A 16,069-nucleotide genomic window follows, 5' to 3' on the forward strand; every position below is an offset into this window, starting at 1 on the left:
ATAAGCCATCAACACTTTATCGTGACACGGCCATTTCCTCTCATTTTTTTGATAGAAAATCAGTGCTAACCTTGATCACCCTCGCAAAATGAAACATTCATTTCTTTCTGCATTCTCTTCAAAACATCTATTTGCTAAAACGGATAAAAATCCCACACCGATTCGGTTGATGGGATCACATCATTAAAAGGTTAGAGCGACGACGGCGGGCTTTCTATAGTGGAGTCCTGAGCACCACCTGCCCGTACGTAAAAAAGGAAAAGCTATGTTCCCTTCAACGCTTCCGGCTCCACGCATAACGGATGCCAGCCAGGTTCCGCGTCTGCGCTGGGGCATTATCGGGCCAGGCTGGATAGCCGATCATTTTGCCCATGCTCTACGTCGGCATACCCGGCAGCAGATCACGGCAGTCGCCGCACGTGACCCGGTAAAAGCACAGGCCTTTGCTGACAAATGGGCAATCGGCCATGCCACAGGCAGCCTGGATGCGCTGCTGGCGCGGGAGGATGTTGATGCGGTCTATATCGCTACGCCTCACAACCACCATTTCCCCGACGGTCTGCGCGCGATTGCCGCCGGAAAGTCTCTGCTGATTGAAAAGCCGCTGGCACTGAATGCGCAGCAGGCAACGCAGCTTAAACAGGCCGCCGCTGCCGCGAACCTGCTCTGCATGGAGGCGATGTGGTGCAACTTCACGCCGAAGTATGACGTCATCCGTCAGTTGCTGGAGGATGGCGTACCCGGTGAGGTCCACACCCTGATTGCCGATCATGGTGAGTTTTTCACGCCGGATCATCGCATTTTCAATGCCGATCTGGCGGGCGGCCCAATGCTTGACCTCGGCAGTTATCTGGTGGCGCTGAGTGTGTTTGTGGGCGGCGGTGCGCCTGAAACGATCGTCGCCCGTGGCCAGCCCGTCCCGAATGGCCGCGTTAACGGTCAGACGTCGATGCTGTTTACCCATCGGCACGGCATGCAATCGGTGCTGAATACCACGCTGTTCAGCAACACGCCAGGCGGTGCGGTGATCGCCGGTCGCGACGCCACGCTGGAGCTGGCAGGCCAGTTTTATGCGCCTGGTGACTTTACTCTGACCTCCAGCGACCGGCGTCACCGTCTGCAATGGCAGGAACCCACTAACCGCTATGAACAGCTCAGCCATGAAATTAACCACTTCGCCTGGTGTATCGGCCAGAACCTGACCGACTCCCCTGTCCATTCGCTTGACCAGGCGATTATCACCCTGGCTGCGATGGACAACGTCAGGCAGCAGATTGGCATCACCTTCAATGAAGAACAGCAACTTTAATGTGCCCGGAGCAGAAAGATGAAAATCGCTTTTGATGTGGATGTAATCAAACATTTAGGCATCACCCGTATGGTTCATCAGGTGGCCGACTGGGGATACAAATATATCGAACAGTCGCCACATCCGCAGATCAACCCGTTTTATAAACATCCTAAAGCCAGCCGTGAAATCATCACCGAGTACAAAAATGCGTTAAGCGCCACCGGGCTGGAGATCTCCTCGTTTATCGTTGTTTACCGCTGGTCAGGTCCGGATGAACTGCGCCGTCAGGCAGCGGTGAAGAACTGGAAACGGATGATTGAGATTGCGGTTGAGATGGGTGTGCAGGTGATTAACACCGAACTCTCCGGCACCCCTAACGAACCGGAAATCTGTGAAGAGATGTTCTATCGCTCAATGGAAGAGCTGTTGCCGATCATCGAACGTGAAGGCATCCGCGTCGAAATTCAGGCGCATCCGTGGGATTTCTGCGAAGAGAACAACGAAACCGTGGATATCGTGAAGTCGTTCCGCAGCGATAACGTAAAGTATATCTACAGCGCGCCACACACTTTCTTCTATGACAAAGGCAAAGGGGATGTGAAACCGATGCTGGAGTACGCGGGTGACGATCTGTCGCACATGCTGATCGCCGATACCATGAACCATACAAAACACTGTCGCTATATCGTTAACCCGCCAGGCGTGGATGCCACCATCCACCAGCATGTTGGCGTGGGCGAAGGCGAAGTGAACTTCGATACCCTGTTCAAAACGCTGCGCGACACCGGCTTTGCTACCCGCACCCATAAAGTCGGCGGTGAACCGATCATCGCAGCGTCTCTGTTTGGCTATCCGGAAAAGATGAAAGTTCAGGCGATTGAAACCCGCGAACTGATTGAGCGCGAACTGCTGTAACCGACCTGCCGTGCAGTCATGGCTGGCTGCACGGTAATGTCTGTTCAGGACAACAAACGCCCCGCCTGACACACTTTTATTCACTTTTCTCTGATGCCGCGACCCGCCTGAGCTCGCCCCGTTTTAGCACACCCTCGCACAGCCAGCAGAGTTAAACCCCCTTTGCAGCACCTGCTACACTCCAGACCAATACCACACCATAAGGCGAACTTTCATTATGTCGGAAAATGCATATCAGCCCGCAAAAGTCTGGACCTGGGACCCTGAAGCCAAAGGTAACGGCGCGAAAACTAATCGTCCGTTCGCAGGTCCCACCCATGAAAAAGCGTTGCCGGTCGGTAAACATCCTTTACAGCTCTATTCGCTCGGCACGCCTAACGGCCAGAAAGTCACCATCCTGCTGGAAGAGCTGCTGGCACTTAACGTCAACGATGCTGAATATGATGCCTGGCTGATCCGTATCGGCGAAGGTGATCAGTTCTCCAGCGGTTTTGTCGATGTGAACCCGAACTCGAAAATCCCTGCGCTGAGCGACCACTCCGCAACGCCGCCGATTCGGGTATTTGAATCCGGCAATATCCTGCTCTATCTGGCGGAAAAGTTTGGCTACTTCCTGCCGAAAGATATCGCTGGCCGAACTGAAACCCTGAACTGGCTGTTCTGGCTGCAGGGCTCAGCGCCTTATCTCGGCGGCGGTTTCGGTCATTTCTATCACTACGCGCCAGAAAAAATTGAGTACGCCATCAACCGCTTCACGCTGGAAGCGAAGCGTCAGTTTGATGTGCTGGATCGTCGGCTGGCTGATAACCGCTATCTGGCGGGTGATGACTACACCATCGCTGACATCGCCACCTGGCCGTGGTACGGCAACATGGTGCTGAATGACCAGTATGGCGCAGCCGAATTCCTGGATGTGCAGTCCTATAAAAATGTGGTGCGCTGGGCGAAAGAGATCGCACAGCGTCCTGCCGTTATTCGTGGCCGCAAGGTCAACCGCGTCATGGGCGACCCGGCCGATCAGCTGCATGAGCGTCATGATGCTGCTGACTTCGATACCGAAACCCAGGATAAAAAAGCGTAAGGAGAGACCTGTGAGTGCATACGTTGTATTTATTCGTGATAACACCCTGAACCAGGACGAAATGGCGATCTACGCCGAGAAAGCGGGCCAGGCGCGCGGCGATCATCAGATCAATCCTCTCGCCTTTTATGGCGAGCTGGAAACGCTGGAAGGTCAGGAAGCAGAAGGTGTGGTAATTCTGGAATTCGCGAGCCGTGAAGAAGCACATGCATGGTATGACAGCCCGGAATATCAGGCTGCCAAAGCGCACCGTCTGAAAGGCGCGAACTATCGCGTGGTGCTGGTCGAGGGTGTAGCTAAGTAAGACTTCAGGCGGCAGCGATGCCGCCTTTTTTATTGCAGCGTGATACGCGCCACGCCATCCAGAAGCTGATGGCTGTGGTCGTCATTGAAGCCCTGCTTCAGAGTCACATACAGTGTCTGGCCGTCCGGTGAGACCAGCAGGCTTTCTGGATGCCCCTCAAACGACCAGCTGTTTTTCACTTCATACGTGGTGCCATCCAGCTGCAGCACCTTCTTCGATTCGCGCTGGCTGATATAAATCTCATTGCGCTTACCGTTAAACTTAATCCCCACTGAATCGCCTGGATCAAGGCGCTGAATCACCTTGCCGCTGCGCTCATCAAACACCAGGGTATTTTTCTCTTTGGCGTTATCCGTGACAAACAGGCGACCGGTTGCCGGATCTTCTGCCATATTCAGGAAGTGAGTGTCCTGCCCATCACCTGCCGTCAGGCGCTGCTCGATTTTGTGATTGCGCGGATTGATCACCAGGATTTCACCGCTGCCGTTCGCCGCATAAATGCGATCGCTGACTGGCGAGAAGATAATGCCTGTAACACCTTTGCCAGCATTTTTAATCCGGGCTTTCAGCGTCAGGGTTTTCGCATCAACGACCCAGATCACGCCAGGTTCGTCTGCGCCGCCGACATAGAGCAGCCCGTCATGCAGAAAGATCTCGCGGGTTTTCACCGGCGATCCTTTCTCATTCTTCTCGTCAAACATCAGGCGCTTCAGCACGTTGCCGGTATCGGGATCGATCTTAGCGATGCCACCATCCACTGATTGGGTGGTGTAAAGCGCGCTGCCATCCTGTCCACTGCTCAGACCCGCATTTTTCAGATCGTAATGCCCCGCCCCGGTGCTTTGCAGCGTGGTGCCATCAAGACGATAGATCATACCGCCACTGATATCCTTGCCCTCGGGCGCACTGGCCACATAGAGCGTATTTTTGGCGGGCAGATACGCCATCTCATATAATCCGTCGCCCAGCTCGCGCTGAATCAGATTGTCGGGGCTGGAGGGCTGCATCACCATCAGCGCATTGCCATCCACTTTTTTCGCTCTCATCTGGCACGCCGTCAGGCTGAAGGTGGTGACTATCGCCAGTGCGAGTGCCGCTTTACGCGAGCTGAACAACGCTTTCATAGTTAACTCCCCTATCCATCTGCTGCTCCCGGCAGGCCGCAACACAGCGGGCAGGCAGGGAAGAAAAAGAATGAGAATCATACGCATCACTAAAAAGGGTGTAAACGCAACGGCACCCTGAAGCAACCGAATCAGCTTAATGCGGTATATTTATTGTCCACAGGCGCTTTTCTGTGCCCGTCACTCAATTTATAACCTCGACTAATCAACAACCTGAAGATTATTCTGCAAAAACGCCACAAACGCGGTAATACGAGCCGGAAGCTGGCGTTGCGCCTGCCAGACCGCAAAGATATCACCATCAGGTGCCTGCCAGTCCGGTAGCACCGGCAACAATTCGCCCGCAGCCAGGCTGTGTTGCGCATCCCACCAGGAACGCAGCAGAATGCCATGTCCATCCATCGCCAGCCGCATCGCTACTTCACCATCGTTGGTGATCAGGCTGCCGCGCACTTTCTGGCTGATGCTCTGTTCACCGCAGGTCAGCCGCCACAGGGTAAAATCGCTGTCGTGCTGACGCAGTAAAATGCAGTTGTGCTGCGCCAAATCGCGCACAGTGGCAGGCAGGCCGTGCCGGGCAGCATAGGCGGGCGAACAGCAGAGGATACGCGGATTGGTTCGCAGCTTACGTGCCACCAGCCGCGAGTCAGGCGGCTCCCCAACGCGGATATCGATATCCATGTGCGCATCAAGAAAATTAAGCGGCTGGCTGCTGAGTTGTAACGACAGTGAGAGCTGCGGATGCAGCGCGGCAAAAGCCGAGACGCAGGGCGCGATATGGCGACGGCCAAAACCAAAGGAGGCGTTGATGTTGAGGGTGCCGCGCAGCTGGGCTGTTTCACCGCTGACCGCCTCTTCCAGCGCCGCAAGCTGATCCAGCAGCGGACGCGCGCCCGCCAGATAACGGCGGCCTTCCGGCGTCAGTTCCAGCCGGCGTGTGGTGCGGCGCAGCAATTGCACACCAAGGCGCTGCTCCAGCTGGCTCAGACGTTTGCTTACCGCTGCCAGTGACAGGCCCAGTTCGCGCGCCGCCGCAGTCAGACTATCCAGCGCGGCCAGGCGAACAAAGAAGGCTAAGTCATCAGTGGAGGTGCGGGATTCTCTACTTTGATTCAACAATGGATTGCCTTTCAGGCTCATTATTTCCCCGGAATCGACAGTTATACTGCGTACACAATTCGAACATCAACCGGAAAGGTGCCCTGTGACTGATAAAATCTACTCTATTGCTGTGATCCCTGGCGATGGCATCGGCAAAGAAGTGATGCCGGAAGGCGTCCGTGTAATGAATGCGGCTGCTGAGAAATTTAACATTCCGCTGCGCTGGGAGTGGTTCGATTACGCCAGCGCTGACTACTGGCAGCAGCATGGCAAAATGCTGCCTGACGACTGGTTTCCGCAGCTGAAAGCCTTTGACGCGATCTATTTTGGCGCGGTCGGCTGGCCCGATGTGGTGCCCGACCACGTTTCACTGTGGGGCTCGCTGCTACAGTTCCGCCGTGAGTTCGACCAGTACGTCAATCTGCGTCCGGTGCGACTGATGCCAGGGGTGAAAGCGCCGCTGGCAAACCGTCAGCCTGGCGACATCGACTTCTATGTGGTGCGTGAAAACACCGAAGGTGAATACTCCAGCGTGGGTGGCACCATGTTCCCTGGCACCGACCGTGAAGTGGTGATTCAGGAGACGGTGATGACGCGCACTGGTGTTGACCGCATCCTGAAGTTTGCTTATCAGCTGGCGCAGAGCCGGCCGAAGAAGCACCTGACCTCCGCCACCAAATCCAACGGCATCGCTATCACCATGCCTTACTGGGACAGCCGCGTCGAAGCGATGTCCGGCCAGTTCCCCGAGGTTCGCGTCGACAAGTATCATATTGATATTCTTACCGCCAACTTCGTGCTGCACCCGGACTGGTTTGATGTAGTGGTGGCCAGCAACCTGTTTGGGGATATCCTCTCCGATCTCGGCCCGGCCTGTACCGGCACCATTGGCATTGCGCCCTCCGCCAATATTAACCCGGAAGGCCTGTTTCCCAGCCTGTTTGAGCCGGTTCACGGTTCTGCGCCGGATATCGCAGGCAAAGGCATCGCCAATCCTATCGGGCAGATCTGGTGTGGGGCGATGATGCTGGAGCATCTCGGCTACAAAGCGGCGGGTGATGCGGTGTTAAATGCAATTGAACGTACGCTGGCGGCGGGAGAGCATCTGACGCGCGACCTCGGCGGCAACGCCAGCACCGAAGAGCTCGGCGCGGCCATCGCCGCCGCGCTGTAAATCAGTCCGGCAACTGCACCACGCATTCAGCATGCCAGCCTGGCGGTAACGGCGCGGGCCTGTTGATCACCAGGTTGTGCAGTTGCAGGTTCTCTACCCCGCGCGCAAACAGGCCCGGCAAACCGCCGGGATAGCGCTCTACGCCAAAGGCTTCACCGGTTTTCGGGTCAAGTTTGTAGGCGTTATCCAGCCCCATGCCGGTCGGTGAGTCGGGGTTACAGGGTGGTCGCACGTCATAGTGTCCCTGCGTCATCGGCGACACGGTCTGCCGCATCTGAAGCTGGCTGATAACCACATCGCGTATCCAGCCCGGTTCTGCCGCATGCAGATTAATCGCCCCTTCCGCCACGCCCGTCATGTTGCTGAACTGCACCTGCTCCACGACGCCAGGTGTGATGGCGGGATCGCGATGGCGCACAGAAATATGCAGCGGATCGGCTTTGCCCCAGTGACAGGGCGGCGCATGGTGACAGGCAAAGGTCAGGTTACTGAACAGCAGACGCCGCATTGCACCGCCGTCACGCGACAGAATGCCGATACCCCGGTTGGAATCAAAAATGGTGCAGCCGGTCACCGTGACATCTTCCACATCATCCCAGGTTTCGGTGCCGATTTTAAAGGCACAGCTGTAACTGCGAAGCAGGCAGTTGGTGATCATAATCTGCCGCGCCGGACGCCGCAGCGCAGCCGGTTTGTGGGTGGTTTTAATGCAGATAGCGTCATCAGCGGCACTGAGGTAGCTGTTGCTGACAAACACCGCCTCGCATCCGTCAATATCCAGCGCATCGGTATTCGGCATAGTCATCGCGTTGTCGATAGTGAGATGGTCGATATGCACATGGCGACAGCTCACCAGATGCACCGTCCACATTGGCGCCTGCACGATGGTAAAGGCGGTCAGCGTCACCTGCTCGCAATCTTCAAACACGATAATGCGCGGCCGGTCAGGACGCGGCAGGCGATAACCCTGCTCATCCCGCTCAGCGGCGAACCAGGCTTCACCCTCGCCATCGATGCGGCCAGTGCCGCTGATAGTGATATTGCGCTGGCCCAGCGCATAGAGCAGCACGTTATGGGACTTCTCAGCACAGCTGAGTGCCTGCACCGCCTGGTAGTCAGCCAGCCGCGGACTGGCGATCAGCACCGCACCCGCTTCCAGGTGCAGTTCAAAATCAGATGGCAGATTCAGGCAGCCGCTGCGATAACGCCCGGCAGGCAGGGTAAGACGCCCCCCGCCGGCCGCCGCAATCTGATCCATGGCGCGCTGCAGCACGGCCGTGTCCGGGGTTTCGCCATCGGCGACAGGATGAAAATCAGCAAGGGAAAGGTGCATCATGCGTCTCCCGCAGGATTGAGGAGGAGAAATTCCAGCACGACACGGCGCGGGAAACCTTTGTCTGGTCGCCAGTACGCCGTTTCGTGCGGGATATCACAAATTACTTCACGGCCCCTTCAGTGACGCCGCTGATAAACTTGCGCTGGAAAATCAGGAACACCACGATCAGCGGCATAATCACAATCATTGCGCCCGCCATCAGCACCGGAATGTCGATGGTGTTTTTGTTCTGGAAAAACATCATGCCAATCGGCAGCGTGCGCAGCTCATCCTTGTTGACCAGAATCAGTGGGATCAGAAACTCGTTCCAGGTCCAGATAAACAGCAGCAGCCCCAGCGTCGACAGCGTTGGCCAGATTGCCGGCACCAGAATGCCCCACAGAATTTTGACCCGCGACGCCCCATCCATCACCGCCGCTTCTACCAGCTCTTTCGGCACCTGCTGAAACGCGCTGGCGATCATCAGCGTGGTAAAGGGCAGCGACAGGGCGATTTGCGGCAGGATCAGCGCCAGATAGGTGTTGGTGAGCCCCATCCAGCGCAGCTCGTGATAGAGCGGAATGATAAAGGCTTCACTCGGCAGCACCATCCCCAGGGCCAGCATCGCCCCAATCACTTTTTTACCGGGGATCTTCAGCCAGGCGAAACCAAAACCAGCCAGAATACCCAGCAGCACGCTGAACAGTACGACCGGAATCACCACCAGCACCGAGTTGAGGAAGTAGACGTTAAAGTGTCCCTGCTGCCACGCGGTCACGTAGTTTTTGAAATTCAGCGAGGCTGGCAGCGTGAAGATGCCCTGAAACAGCTCCATCTGGGTTTTAAACGAGGTCATCAGCGCCATCAGAAACGGCAGAATCGTCATCAGCGCCACGATCCAGATCAGCGCGCGTGAAATCACCGGCGTGCTTCGCATCAGTAACGCTCCTTTAAGGCCAGATGAATCAGATAGTTGATCCCTAAAACAATAATCATGCTGAACACCGCCACCGACGAGGCGTAGCCAAAATAGTGCAGGTCAAAGCCCTGCTTATACATAAAGATGTTGGTGACCATGGTGGAGGTGCCTGGGCCGCCCTGCGTCATCACATAGACCAGGTCAAAGGCTTTCAGGCTGGCGATCACCGTCAGCAGCAGCGCAATCCGCAGCTCGGGCCGCAGGCCGGGCAACGTAATACGCATAAATTTCTGACGGCGCGATGAGCCATCCAGATCGGCGGCTTCCAGCAGTGAGGGATCCATACGCTGCAGGCCTGCCATAAACAGCACCAGACAGAAGCCGAAGAAGTACCAGGTCGCGACCAGACCGACAGCGGGCAGCGCCCAGGTAAAATCACCCAGCCAGGAGAGCGCCAGCTGGGGCAATCCGATCGCGCGTAATATCTGGTCGATGGGGCCAAACGCCGGGTTATAGAGCCAGCGCCATACTACACCCAGCACCGCCATTGGCATGATATAGGGCAGGAAGAAGAGAATGCGCAGCACGCTACGTTCGTTATTGTTGCGCGTGTCATACAGAAAGCTGCAGAGCAGCAGGCCGACGCCAATCGGCAACAGGGTATAGAACAGCATCAGGATGGCGTTATTGCCCAGCGCAATCCAGAACACCGGATCGCTGAACATCCGCATGTAGTTGCTGATGCCACTAAACACCGGCAGTGAGGTGCCGTCCCATTCGGTAAAACTGATGCCCAGCGAGGCCAGCAGCGGGAACAGCAGAAACACCGCATAGACCAGCACCGCAGGCAGAACATAGAGGAAATTACGCCAGCTGCTTAAATTCAACATAACCCTACTCGTGGTTCAGAACGATGCTCAGGCCCGGCTGTTCGCCGGGCCTCCGGCTTAATGCTTCAGGGTTTTCAGGTAACGCTGATAGTTGTTATCAAAATTCACCACCATCTGATCGGGGGTCTGACGACCCGCCAGCAGCAGCTGGACGTTCTGATTCAGCTCGGCGTTCATGGTCGGTGTTGCCCAGTCCACGTAGTGGCCTAAACCGTCGTAGTCGTTGAGCGTCAGCCAGACCTGATACGCTTCCGCCAGCAGCGGATTATCCGCTGGCATTTTGGCCGCTTTGTTCGTGCTGGCCGGCAGGAAGCCCACTTTCAGCCAGCGGTTCGCCATGGCATCAGAGACCATATAGTTGATGAACTTCGCTGCACCCTCCTGCTGATCTTTGCCTTTGGCGGTGCTGGTAATTGAGAACGCCAGATCGGTCCCGCCCACCATCAGCGGCTGTTTCACGCCTTCACCGGCAGGCATCGCGGCGAAGTGAATATCTTTGTTGTCTTTAAACTGGCCGAGATACCAGGTGCCGCTGACCAGGAACGCAGCCTGACCGTTCTGGAACAGCGTCGCCGCATCGTCGTGACCAATGCCCTGGAAGCCAGGGAAGAAGTAGCCTTTGTCGGTCCAGCTCTTCATCATCGTGGCGGCATTGACCAGCTTGCTGTCTTTGAAGGTGCCGCCCACATCGTAAATCAGATTATCCAGCGTCTTGCGGTCATGGCTTTCAATCTGCGCCTGCCATAGCGTGCTAAGCAGTTGCTGGCCCATGTTGCCATCCAGCAGGCCGAGCATCATCGGCGCGGTGCCCTGCTGTTTCAGCTTCGCCATGGCACTCTCCAGCTCAGCCAGCGTTTTCGGCACCGCAATGCCCGCTTTGTCCAGCACCGCTTTGTTGTAATAGAGCCCGACCATTTCGCCCAGGCTGGCGATGCCATACAGCTTGCCGCTACCAAACTCGCCGCTGTCTGACCAGCGGTTACGTTTCAGAATCGAGTCCGGGAAGCGGGTAGTCCAGCCGTCGCTGGCGGCATAGCTATCGAGCGGCAGCAACAGCTTATCTTTAACCAGCGAACCCATATCGCCGCCGCCCTGGTTGACCTGGGCGATCTGCGGGCCATCACCGGCAGTCAGTGCCAGCTTCAGCGGAATACGGGTATCTTCAAAGGAGTGAACCGAGCGGTTAATCACGATGCCGGGATTCTGCTGTGAGAACTCTTTAATCCCTTCATCCACCGCAGCGGTCTGCTCAGGGTAGTTGTAGATATCCCACTCATTCAGAGTGACAGCAGCGTGGGCGGCATGAGAGACGCTGCCCGCCAGCAGGCCCGCTACCAGCAGCCGACCCACATTGCGAATTCGGAACGAACGAACGGAAGAAACAGACATTATGCTCACCTTCTTCAGACCAGGGTCGGCATCCTTTCATCTCACCGCCTGACATCCTGCAGGCTGCAGCCGCACACAAACGCACTCACTCATACTTACTTTAATAGAAAAATAAAGTCAAACAGCCTGCCGACCGAATTGTCAGGCTGTGAGCACGCGCAAATAAACAGTGACATGGCGTGAAAATCAGCACGCCGCGCTGGCATTTACACCATTAACCGTGGCGGCACGTCGCCAGCCACTTTTTCTGCAGCAGGAGATGCCAGAGGAATAATCGCAAAATAACGTCCTGATAAAACATATGAAAATCCTATCACGCTCACACTTTTCTCTTTTGACCGGCCGTGAATCTGCCGCCAGCCGCCCTGTTCCGGGCGTGTTGGCGATCACAGTTGTGCATCCCGATGCCGGTAAACATTGCCGAACCGCCTGCGTTAGTGCGATAAGGTAATTATTCTATCTTGAAAACTAAGTCCACTTTCATTAACGTAACTTTTACCTGCGGAGCTGTTCAATCCCTGACCGGTTCCCTCACTCACGAGAACTCACCATGGCGAATCAAGGTGTCATTCGTCCGGCCACACCGGCGGACTACCCGGCGCTCTACCGCATCTGCCTGGAAACAGCCGATGCGGGCGGCGATGCCCGCGCGCTCTACTCCGATCCTGACTATCCCGGCCAGCGTTTTGCCGTGCCCTATGCGCATTTTGCGCCGGACTTTGCTTTTGTACTGGAGCAGGACGGTGAGGTGCAGGGTTACGTGGTCGCCGCGCCGGATACCCGCGCGTTTGAAGCGCAGCTTCAGGCCGAATGGTGGCCGCAGTTGCAGGAGAAATATCGCGATCGCAGCGCCAGTGCCCCGCTCGACAGCAAAGTGCTCGATTCAATACGCCATCCCGACCAGGCCGCTGAGATCCTGGTGACGCAGTGGCCTGCTCATCTGCATATCAACCTGCTGCCGGCGGCACAGAAAGGCGGCTGGGGTCGCCGGATGATTGAGCATGAACTGGCGGCGCTCCGCGCTGCTGGCGTCAGTGGTGTTCATCTTGGCGTCAGCCTGCAGAACGAGCAGGTTTGTGCCTTCTATGCGCGCATGGGGTTTACCCCAATCATGCGCAGCAATGCCATCTACATGGGCCAGTTACTCTGAGTGAGGTAGCCGATGACCAGCCTGCGCTTGCAGAATGTGAAGAAGTCGTATGAACACGTCAATGTCATTCATGGCATCGATCTGACGATAAACAGTGGCGAATTTGTCGTGTTTGTTGGGCCATCTGGCTGCGGCAAGTCGACGCTGCTGCGGATGATCGCCGGGCTGGAGGAGATCAGCAGCGGGCAGTTGCTGATTGAGGAGCAGGACATGACACAGCAGCCCGCTACTGAGCGCGGCATCGCGATGGTGTTTCAGTCTTATGCGCTCTACCCCAACATGACGGTGCGCGGCAACCTGGCGTATCCGCTGGAGGTAATGAAAAAGTCCAAAGCGGAGATTAACGAGGCGATAGCCCAGACGGCCGCCCGCCTGCATCTCACCGAACTGCTCGACCGCCTGCCGCGTGCGCTCTCTGGCGGACAGCGGCAGCGCGTGGCAATTGGCCGGGCGATTATCCGTCATCCGCGCATCTTCCTGTTTGATGAGCCACTCTCTAACCTTGATGCAGAGCTGCGCCTGCAGATGCGCATTGAGATTGCCCGGCTGCACGCCTCGCTTGGCAACACCATGATTTATGTCACCCACGATCAGCTGGAGGCAATGACGCTGGCTGACCGCATCGTGGTGCTGCGTCAGGGCCGCATTGAGCAGGTCGGTGCACCGCTGACGCTTTATCACGACCCGGATAATCTGTTTGTCGCCGGTTTTATCGGCTCACCAAAAATGAACTTTCTGCGGGCGGAAATCAGCGCCACGGGCGCGGGGGAAGTGCAACTGCGGGTGCCGGAACTGAAGATTGAGGGGCTGGTGCTGAAAATCGCCGCCGACTGCCGCGAGGGACAAACCGTCACGCTGGGCATTCGTCCTGAACATTTCCAGCCTGCCGCGCAGACGCCGGACGCATTGCGCTTTCACGGCGAGCTGGCTTATGGCGAGATGCTGGGTCACACCAACTATCTCTACCTGGATATCGGGCGTGAACAGATGCTGGTCGTGGAAGAGCGCGAGGCGACGACGCGCGAGCTCGGAACCCAGGTTGAACTGGGCTTTTCTGCCGCGCACTGCCTGCTGTTTGATGAGCAGGGAATGCGCCTGCGCTAAGGACGCGTGGAAACAAAAACGGGCGCCGCAGCGCCCGTTTTTTTATTTGAGAGATCACTCAGGTGACCGGCTCTTCATCGGCCTGCGCCGCCAGCAGATCAAGCAGCCGGTTGACGGCAAAACCCGCCGCACCCAGCGCCCACATCCGGTTCGATTCCGTCAGGAACTGCAGCGGCGTCATCTGTGGCGTCAGTTTAAGCCGGTAGGCCTGGAAGCTCTGAGTGATGTGATCGAGCAGAATGCGCGACGCCATGTGCGGCTCCATCGCCAGATAAACCACATCCGGATCGTAGGCCACTGACAGGTTCGCCAGCGAAATGCCCAGCTCACGTCCTGCTTCTTCCAGCACCGCCAGTACCTCAGGCGCAGGACGCTGATCCAGCGCCTGCAACGTGAGGCCTTCCACCGGTTCCTGCGCTGCAAGCCGCTGCAGAATGGCACGCGATGAGGCGACATCCTCCAGCAGACGCAGCGAGCCGTCCCCCACCAGCCCATTGCCAATCTCGCCCGCTTTGCCGTGACGGCCACGGTAGAGCTGACGATTCAGGATGATGCCCGCACCAATCCCTTTGCCATAGGTGGCGATCACCGCCGACTGTGCATTGCCAAGCTGACCAAACACCAGCGCCGCCATTGCCATCGCGTTGGCGTCGTTCTCGATAAATACCGGCAGTGAGAAACGTTCTTCCAGCAGACGCGCAATCGGGACGTTGTCCCAGTCGAGCACTTTAGAGCGGATGCAGTAGCCATTTTCAGCATCCACCAGACCCGACAGTGCCAGACCAATCGCACCGACCCGCTTCTCCTCCACGCCGCGCAGGAATTTCGCCAGCGCATCGCCAAGCTGGCGGGGTGTCAGCGTGCCAGTGGGCATCTGCTGTTCGCCCAGCAGATTGCCGCTGAGATCGGTCATGACGATAAGATTACGTTCCGCATTGAGCTGAATGCCAATCACGCTGGCGCGATCGGGATTGAGGCCCAGCAGGGTTTTTGGCCGCCCCATCGATACGCGACGCAGCCCCAGCTCCTGCACAATCTCCTGCGCCAGCAGGCGATTAGTGGCCTGCGACACGGTCGACATGCTGAGTCCGCTTCGGACTTTCAGGTCTGACTGGCTGATCGGCGCATTTTCAACAATCAACCGCAGAATGCGCGCGGTTACGTTGGGAGCGGTCATAAGTTCCTCGGGTTATCTGGCGGAAGAGGCTCCGCCAGCGTCAGATCGGTAATCGGACAGGCGCCAGCTGCTGCGCCAGTATCAGCGCGCCGCTCAGGGCATCGCCCTGCGGCCTCACCAGCCGGGCCTGAATATCGTCGTCCAGCCAGCGCTGAATCGGCGTGGCCAGGCCACCCATCAGTGCCACCCGCCCGCTGCTCAGCGCAATCAGACGGCGCACCATCAGGCCGATATCGGTGGCAGTCTGATGCAGCAGATCCTGAGCGTGACGATCGCCTGCGTCGGCGGCTGCAAAAATTCGCGGCACTACGCGGGCCCAGTCTGCAGGCGTCGCTGAGCGCGTCCAGAGCAGCATGGTTTCCGGGCTGTCGTCAAACTGCGTCATCAGCTGCTGTGTAAAGGCGCTCTGTGGAATGATCGCCTCATGGGCCAGCAGCGCCAGACGCAGTGCACGACGACCCAGCTCAGCACCCGATCCCTGATCAGAGAGGGCAAAGCCCCAGCCACCCAGCAATGTAAACTGCTCGCCATCCCACGCGGCTCCCTGACTGCCGGTGCCGATAATAAAGACAGCGCCCGGTGCGCCGGAATGTGCGCCCGCACAGGCGATTTCCACATCGCTGACCACCTGTAACGCCGCACAGGCAGGCTGCCAGCTGGCAAGCCTTGCCTGCACCGAGGCGACATTGGCCCCCGCTAATCCGGCAACCAGCGCGGTCTGCGCCAGAGCCTCCGGGGCTAATCCCGCGTGTGACAATATCCGGTCAATCAGTTGCCCGACGCAGGTCAGCGCCGCGTCGTAATCTGACCAGACGTTAGCTGGACCGCCAGTGGCTTCCGCCAGCACACGGCCCTGCAGGTCGGTTAACCGCGCACGACACTGTGTACCGCCGCCATCAATGCCAAGGAGATAGTGTGGTTGCACGCGCTTCCTTCCCTGATTAAGGGTTATAGCCATAATGAGCGAACGATAGGATAAAAAAACTTAAATCGCAATAACAAATAAATATGGCAAAAACATATCGACACTTTTTCCTTAATTTACATGGTTATAACAAAAATCACCCTCGCAAAATGCGCAGCACGTTATTGACATTAGTTTTTCTGTCGTAATAAGTTGGTGGTCAGATTATCA

15 protein-coding genes are annotated in these 16,069 nt (G+C 57.1%); 7 read left to right on the plus strand and 8 right to left on the minus strand.

From position 1 onward, the window contains the following. Nucleotides 1-265 precede the first annotated feature (265 nt). The 4 genes from NP77_RS14160 (at nt 266) to NP77_RS14175 (ending at nt 3,591) form a co-directional block, all read left to right on the plus strand. Complete coding sequence (locus NP77_RS14160; RefSeq protein WP_039660631.1) at nt 266-1,309, plus strand: Gfo/Idh/MocA family protein; 1,044 nt, start codon at nt 266-268, stop codon at nt 1,307-1,309. An 18-nt stretch (nt 1,310-1,327) separates the two neighbouring features. Further along, nucleotides 1,328-2,206, plus strand: coding sequence for a sugar phosphate isomerase/epimerase family protein (locus NP77_RS14165; protein ID WP_039660632.1), 879 nt, complete (start codon nt 1,328-1,330; stop codon nt 2,204-2,206). 217 nt (nt 2,207-2,423) lie between these two features. Beyond that, the gene (gene yghU / locus NP77_RS14170) at nt 2,424-3,287 is read left to right on the plus strand and encodes a glutathione-dependent disulfide-bond oxidoreductase (protein WP_039660633.1); all 864 of its coding nucleotides are present in this window, start codon (nt 2,424-2,426) and stop codon (nt 3,285-3,287) included. A gap of 10 nt (nt 3,288-3,297) precedes the next feature. Beyond that, nucleotides 3,298-3,591: a DUF1330 domain-containing protein gene (locus tag NP77_RS14175; protein WP_003855645.1), complete on the plus strand. Its 294-nt coding sequence runs from the start codon at nt 3,298-3,300 to the stop codon at nt 3,589-3,591. A gap of 29 nt (nt 3,592-3,620) precedes the next feature. On the opposite strand, the gene NP77_RS14180 is transcribed toward NP77_RS14175, so the two are convergent. Both NP77_RS14180 and NP77_RS14185 read right to left on the minus strand, forming a co-directional pair. Then, on the minus strand, nt 3,621-4,715 hold the full coding sequence (locus NP77_RS14180; RefSeq protein WP_039660636.1) for a YncE family protein: 1,095 nt from the start codon (nt 4,713-4,715) through the stop codon (nt 3,621-3,623). Nucleotides 4,716-4,916: 201 nt separating this feature from the next. Next, the gene (locus tag NP77_RS14185; RefSeq protein ID WP_008926643.1) at nt 4,917-5,855 is read right to left on the minus strand and encodes a LysR family transcriptional regulator; all 939 of its coding nucleotides are present in this window, start codon (nt 5,853-5,855) and stop codon (nt 4,917-4,919) included. Between the two features lie 64 nt (nt 5,856-5,919). Between NP77_RS14185 and NP77_RS14190 the strand changes: the two genes are divergently transcribed. Beyond that, nucleotides 5,920-6,990 (plus strand): tartrate dehydrogenase, encoded by a 1,071-nt coding sequence (locus tag NP77_RS14190; RefSeq protein WP_008926642.1) that lies wholly within the window; start codon nt 5,920-5,922, stop codon nt 6,988-6,990. A gap of 1 nt (nt 6,991) precedes the next feature. Here the strand turns inward: NP77_RS14190 and NP77_RS14195 are convergent, their stop codons facing one another. The 4 genes from NP77_RS14195 to NP77_RS14210 all read right to left on the minus strand — a co-directional run bounded on the left by NP77_RS14195 (nt 6,992) and on the right by NP77_RS14210 (nt 11,503). Continuing rightward, nucleotides 6,992-8,323, minus strand: coding sequence for a glycoside hydrolase family 28 protein (locus NP77_RS14195; RefSeq protein WP_008926641.1), 1,332 nt, complete (start codon nt 8,321-8,323; stop codon nt 6,992-6,994). 103 nt (nt 8,324-8,426) lie between these two features. Continuing rightward, on the minus strand, nt 8,427-9,242 hold the full coding sequence (locus tag NP77_RS14200; RefSeq protein ID WP_003855657.1) for a carbohydrate ABC transporter permease: 816 nt from the start codon (nt 9,240-9,242) through the stop codon (nt 8,427-8,429). After that, nucleotides 9,242-10,114: a carbohydrate ABC transporter permease gene (locus NP77_RS14205; RefSeq protein WP_003855659.1), complete on the minus strand. Its 873-nt coding sequence runs from the start codon at nt 10,112-10,114 to the stop codon at nt 9,242-9,244. Before NP77_RS14205 ends, NP77_RS14200 begins: the two co-directional genes overlap by 1 nt. A gap of 57 nt (nt 10,115-10,171) precedes the next feature. Beyond that, nucleotides 10,172-11,503 (minus strand): extracellular solute-binding protein, encoded by a 1,332-nt coding sequence (locus NP77_RS14210; protein WP_003855662.1) that lies wholly within the window; start codon nt 11,501-11,503, stop codon nt 10,172-10,174. A gap of 550 nt (nt 11,504-12,053) precedes the next feature. Between NP77_RS14210 and NP77_RS14215 the strand changes: the two genes are divergently transcribed. Further along, entirely contained in the window at nt 12,054-12,653 is a 600-nt protein-coding gene (locus tag NP77_RS14215; protein WP_039660638.1) for a GNAT family N-acetyltransferase, read from the plus strand. Between the two features lie 12 nt (nt 12,654-12,665). Then, complete coding sequence (locus NP77_RS14220) at nt 12,666-13,757, plus strand: ABC transporter ATP-binding protein (RefSeq protein WP_008926639.1); 1,092 nt, start codon at nt 12,666-12,668, stop codon at nt 13,755-13,757. A gap of 58 nt (nt 13,758-13,815) precedes the next feature. Here NP77_RS14220 and NP77_RS14225 read toward each other — a convergent pair whose 3' ends face one another. Together NP77_RS14225 and NP77_RS14230 are read right to left on the minus strand one after the other, a co-directional pair. After that, nucleotides 13,816-14,934: an ROK family transcriptional regulator gene (locus NP77_RS14225; protein WP_003855670.1), complete on the minus strand. Its 1,119-nt coding sequence runs from the start codon at nt 14,932-14,934 to the stop codon at nt 13,816-13,818. A 40-nt stretch (nt 14,935-14,974) separates the two neighbouring features. Next, the gene (locus tag NP77_RS14230) at nt 14,975-15,859 is read right to left on the minus strand and encodes a BadF/BadG/BcrA/BcrD ATPase family protein (protein ID WP_039660639.1); all 885 of its coding nucleotides are present in this window, start codon (nt 15,857-15,859) and stop codon (nt 14,975-14,977) included. Between the last annotated feature and the right edge of the window lie 210 nt (nt 15,860-16,069).

This window comes from Pantoea sp. MBLJ3, from assembly GCF_000816655.1.
Lineage (GTDB): Bacteria > Pseudomonadota > Gammaproteobacteria > Enterobacterales > Enterobacteriaceae > Pantoea > Pantoea eucalypti.

Coding starts and splice junctions, on each gene's coding strand:
- NP77_RS14160 (WP_039660631.1), top strand. CDS start 266: ATGTTCCCTTCAACGCTTCCGGCTCCACGCATAACGGATGCCAGCCAG.
- NP77_RS14165 (WP_039660632.1), top strand. CDS start 1,328: ATGAAAATCGCTTTTGATGTGGATGTAATCAAACATTTAGGCATCACC.
- yghU (WP_039660633.1), top strand. CDS start 2,424: ATGTCGGAAAATGCATATCAGCCCGCAAAAGTCTGGACCTGGGACCCT.
- NP77_RS14180 (WP_039660636.1), bottom strand. CDS start 4,715: ATGAAAGCGTTGTTCAGCTCGCGTAAAGCGGCACTCGCACTGGCGATA.
- NP77_RS14185 (WP_008926643.1), bottom strand. CDS start 5,855: ATGAGCCTGAAAGGCAATCCATTGTTGAATCAAAGTAGAGAATCCCGC.
- NP77_RS14195 (WP_008926641.1), bottom strand. CDS start 8,323: ATGCACCTTTCCCTTGCTGATTTTCATCCTGTCGCCGATGGCGAAACC.
- NP77_RS14200 (WP_003855657.1), bottom strand. CDS start 9,242: ATGCGAAGCACGCCGGTGATTTCACGCGCGCTGATCTGGATCGTGGCG.
- NP77_RS14205 (WP_003855659.1), bottom strand. CDS start 10,114: ATGTTGAATTTAAGCAGCTGGCGTAATTTCCTCTATGTTCTGCCTGCG.
- NP77_RS14210 (WP_003855662.1), bottom strand. CDS start 11,503: ATGTCTGTTTCTTCCGTTCGTTCGTTCCGAATTCGCAATGTGGGTCGG.
- NP77_RS14215 (WP_039660638.1), top strand. CDS start 12,054: ATGGCGAATCAAGGTGTCATTCGTCCGGCCACACCGGCGGACTACCCG.
- NP77_RS14220 (WP_008926639.1), top strand. CDS start 12,666: ATGACCAGCCTGCGCTTGCAGAATGTGAAGAAGTCGTATGAACACGTC.
- NP77_RS14225 (WP_003855670.1), bottom strand. CDS start 14,934: ATGACCGCTCCCAACGTAACCGCGCGCATTCTGCGGTTGATTGTTGAA.